The organism is Mycobacterium sp. (genome assembly GCF_046091765.1).
In the GTDB taxonomy this organism is placed as follows: Bacteria; Actinomycetota; Actinomycetes; order Mycobacteriales; family Mycobacteriaceae; genus Mycobacterium.
The window spans coordinates 1-4,473 of sequence record NZ_JBJTCF010000066.1 but is presented as its reverse complement, the minus strand read 5'-3'; the positions used below and the strand labels follow the sequence as shown (position 1 = coordinate 4,473).

The window sequence follows — 4,473 nt, the reverse complement described above, 5'->3', positions numbered from 1 at the left end:
ATACGACCTCGCGGTGGCCGGCTGGATGGGGTCGGTGCTCGCACCCGAGCACGGTGATGCGCCGGACTTCCTGCCGCCCTGGTTCGGACGCAGCTGGCGGCGCTCGTCGCTGCTGCGCTACGGCGAGAACCCGCACCAGCGCGCCGCGCTCTACAGCGACGATGTCGGATGGCCGGGCCTGGCCCAGGCGCAGCAGCTGCACGGAAAAGAGATGAGCTACAACAACTTCACCGACGCCGACGCGGCGTGGCGGGCGGCGTTCGACCACGAGCGGATCTGCGTGGCCATCATCAAGCACGCCAACCCGTGCGGCATCGCGATCTCGACCGAATCGGTGGCCGACGCGCACCGCAAGGCCCACGAATGCGACCCGCTGAGCGCGTTCGGCGGGGTGATCGCGACCAACACCGAGGTGACCTGCGCGATGGCCGAGCAGGTCGCGGAGATCTTCACCGAGGTGATCGTGGCCCCCGCCTACGAGGAGGGTGCGGTGGCGATCCTCGCCCGCAAGAAGAACATCCGGGTGCTGCTGGCCGCCGAACCCGCCGTCGGCGGGGTGGAGCTTCGTCAGATCAGCGGCGGTCTGCTGCTCCAGCAGCGCGACGGTCTCGATGCTCCCGGCGACGACCCGTCGGCGTGGACGCTGGCCGCCGGACCGGCCGCCGACGACGCGACGCTGGCCGAGTTGCTGTTCGCCTGGCGCAGCTGCCGGGCGGTGAAGTCCAACGCGATCGTGATCGCCGCCGACGGCGCCACCGTCGGGGTCGGCATGGGCCAGGTCAACCGGGTCGACGCGGCACGGCTGGCGGTCGAGCGCGGCGGGGCGCGGGTGGCCGGGGCGGTGGCCGCCTCGGATGCGTTCTTCCCGTTCCCCGACGGGCTGCAGACCCTGACCGCGGCCGGCGTGCGGGCCGTCGTGCACCCGGGCGGGTCGGTGCGCGACGACGAGGTGACCGCGGCCGCCGACGCGGCCGGAATCACCCTCTACCTCACCGGCGCGCGGCACTTCGCGCACTAGTTCCCGCGAGCCTCTCCCGCGAGCAGACGCAAACTGCCCCATTTGGGTCGGAATTATGGCGAGTTTGCGTCTGCTCGGCGGGGGGCCGGACCGCAGCCGTAGCGTGGAGGGCGTGCACCCACCTGACGGTCTGCCGACGACCCTCGGCGAGCTTCGCGCCTCCGGACACCGCCAGCGCGGAGTCAAGGAGGAGATCCGGGAGAACCTGATCGCCGGCCTGGCCGCCGGGGACGACGTGTGGCCGGGCATCTTCGGCTTCGAAGACACCGTGCTGCCCCAGCTGGAGCGGGCCCTGATCGCCGGGCACGACGTGGTCCTGCTCGGCGAGCGCGGCCAGGGCAAGACCCGCCTGCTGCGCTCGCTGGCCAACCTGCTCGACGAGTGGACCCCGGTGATCGCCGGCGCCGAACTCGGCGAGCACCCCTACGCCCCGATCGCCCCGGAGTCGATCCGCCGCGCGGCCGAACTGGGCGACGCGCTGCCGGTGGCCTGGCGCCACCGCAGCGAGCGCTACACCGAGAAGCTGGCCACCCCCGATACCAGCGTGGCCGATCTGGTCGGCGACGTCGACCCGATCAAGGTGGCCGAGGGCCGCACCCTCGGTGATCCGGAGACCATCGCGTACGGGCTGATCCCGCGCGCGCACCGCGGCATCGTCGCGGTCAACGAATTGCCGGATCTGGCTGAGCGCATTCAGGTTTCGATGCTCAACGTGATGGAGGAGCGCGACATCCAGGTCCGCGGCTACACGCTGCGCCTGCCGCTGGACGTGCTGGTGGTGGCCAGCGCCAACCCGGAGGACTACACCAACCGCGGGCGGATCATCACCCCGCTCAAGGACCGATTCGGCGCCGAGATCCGCACCCACTACCCGCGCGAACTGGACGCCGAGGTGGGGGTGATCGAGCAGGAGGCGCACCTGACCGCCGCGGTGCCGGCCTACCTGCTGCAGATCGTCGCCCGCTTCGCCCGGCTGCTGCGCGAGTCCAGCGCGGTCGATCAGCGCTCCGGGGTGTCGGCCCGGTTCGCCATCGCCGCCGCCGAGACGGTGGCCGCCTCCGCGCGCCACCGCGACGCGCTGCTCGGCGAGGACGAGGCCGTCGCACGGGTGGTCGACCTGGGCACCGTCATCGACGTGCTGCGCGGCAAGCTGGAGTTCGAGTCCGGTGAGGAGGGCCGGGAGGCCGCGATCCTCGAGCACCTGCTGCGCCGGGCGACCGCCGACACCGCCCAGCGTGCCCTCGGCGGTATCGACGTCGGCCCGCTGGTCACCGCGGTGGAGCAGTCCGCGGTGACCACCGGCGAGCAGATCTCCGCCAAGGAGGTGCTGCTGGCGCTGCCGCCGCTGCCGGTGATCGACGCGATCGCCCAGCGCCTGGGGGCGACGACCGAAGGGGAGCGGGCCGCCGCGCTGGAGTTGGCGCTGGAGGCGCTGTATCTGGCCAAGAAGATCGACAAGAACACCGAGACCGGCGAGACGGTCTATGGCTAAACCCCGCCGCGGCCATGACTCGCGGTATTCCTCCTACACCGGCGGCCCCGATCCGCTGGCCCCGCCGGTGGACCTGCGCGAGGCGCTCGAGCAGATCGGCCGCGACGTGATGGAGGGCTCCTCGCCGCGCCGGGCGCTCTCGGAGATGCTGCGCCGCGGCACCAAGAACATGCGGGGCGCTGACCGGCTGGCCGCCGAGGTCAACAAGAGACGCCGTGATCTGTTGTCGCGCAACAACCTTGACGGCACCCTGCAGGAGATCAAGAAACTGCTCGACGAGGCGGTGCTGGCTGAACGCAAAGAACTGGCCCGCGCGCTCGACGACGACGCCCGGTTCGCCGAGATGCAGATCGAGTCGCTGCCGGCCTCGCCGGCCAAGGCCGTGCAGGAGCTCTCCGAGTACGACTGGCGCAGCCCCGAAGCCCGCCAGAAGTACGAGCAGATCAAGGACCTGCTCGGCCGCGAGATGCTCGACCAGCGCTTCGCCGGGATGAAGCAGGCGCTGGAGAACGCCACCGACTCCGACCGCCAGGCCGTCAACGAGATGCTCGACGACCTCAACGACCTGCTCGACAAGCACGCCCGCGGCGAGGACACCGACAAGGACTTCGGCGAGTTCATGGCCAAGCACGGCCAGTACTTCCCGGAGAACCCGCGCAACGTCGAGGAGCTGCTGGACTCGCTGGCCAAGCGGGCCGCGGCCGCCCAGCGCTTCCGCAACAGCCTGTCGGCCGAGCAGCGCGCCGAACTCGACGCGCTGGCCCAGCAGGCGTTCGGCTCCCCGCAGCTGATGAACGCGCTGGGCCGGCTGGACTCGCACCTGCGGGCGGCCCGGCCCGGCGAGGACTGGGACGGCTCCTCGGAGTTCTCCGGGGACAACCCGCTGGGCATGGGCCAGGGCGCGCAGGCGCTGGCCGACATCGCCGAACTCGAACAGCTCGCCGAGCAGCTCTCGCAGAGCTATGCCGGCGCCACGATGGACGACGTCGACCTCGACGCGCTGGCCCGCCAGCTCGGCGACGACGCGGCCGTCGACGCGCGCACGCTGGCCGAGCTGGAGCGCGCGCTGATGAACCAGGGCTTCTTGGACCGCGGCTCGGACGGCACGTGGCGGCTGTCGCCGAAGGCGATGCGCCAGCTCGGCCAGGCGGCCCTTCGCGATGTGGCCCAACAGCTTTCGGGACGCCACGGCGAACGCGAGACCCGCCGCGCCGGGGCGGCCGGGGAGCTCACCGGGGCGACGCGCGCGTGGTCGTTCGGGGACACCGAACCGTGGAACGTCACCCGCACGATCACCAACGCGGTGCTGCGCGGGGCGGGCGCCGGGCAGCGCGGCGGCCCGATCCGGATCGCCGTCGAGGACGTCGAGGTCTCCGAGACCGAGACCCGCACCCAGGCGGTGGTGGCGCTGCTGGTGGACACCTCGTTCTCGATGGTGATGGAGAACCGGTGGTTGCCGATGAAGCGCACCGCGCTGGCCCTGCACCACCTGGTGAGCACCCGATTCCGCTCCGACGCGCTGCAGATCATCGCGTTCGGGCGCTACGCGCGCACGGTCAGCGCGGCCGAGCTGACCGGCCTGGAGGGCGTCTACGAGCAGGGCACCAACCTGCACCACGCGCTGGCCCTGGCCGGCCGGCACCTGCGCCGCCACCCGGCGGCCCAGCCGGTGGTGCTGGTCGTCACCGACGGTGAACCCACCGCCCACCTGGAGGGCGCCGGCGGGCGGGGCCGGGGACCGTCGGTGTTCTTCGACTACCCGCCGCACCCGCGCACCATCGCCCACACCGTGCGCGGCTTCGACGAGGTCGCGCGGCTGGGCGCCCAGGTCACCATCTTCCGCCTCGGCGACGACCCGGGCCTGGCCCGGTTCATCGACCAGGTCGCCCGCCGGGTCGAGGGCCGGGTGGTCGAACCCGACCTCGACGGGCTGGGCGCCGCGGTGGTGGGCGACTACCTGCGG

General features: G+C 72.2%; 3 protein-coding genes. All 3 read left to right on the top strand.

All coding sequences use genetic code 11. The annotated features are described in order from the left end of the window. Positions 1–1,018, top strand: a 1,018-nt coding sequence (gene purH, locus ACKOB8_RS06985) for a bifunctional phosphoribosylaminoimidazolecarboxamide formyltransferase/IMP cyclohydrolase (protein ID WP_526376491.1), incomplete at its 5' end; no start/stop codon positions are given. Positions 1,019–1,130: 112 nt separating this feature from the next. Continuing rightward, positions 1,131–2,510, top strand: a complete 1,380-nt coding sequence (locus ACKOB8_RS06980; RefSeq protein ID WP_526376490.1) for a sigma 54-interacting transcriptional regulator — start codon at positions 1,131–1,133, stop codon at positions 2,508–2,510. Continuing rightward, positions 2,503–4,473, top strand: a 1,971-nt coding sequence (locus ACKOB8_RS06975) for a vWA domain-containing protein (RefSeq protein ID WP_526376489.1), incomplete at its 3' end; no start/stop codon positions are given. The genes ACKOB8_RS06980 and ACKOB8_RS06975, both read left to right, overlap by 8 nt.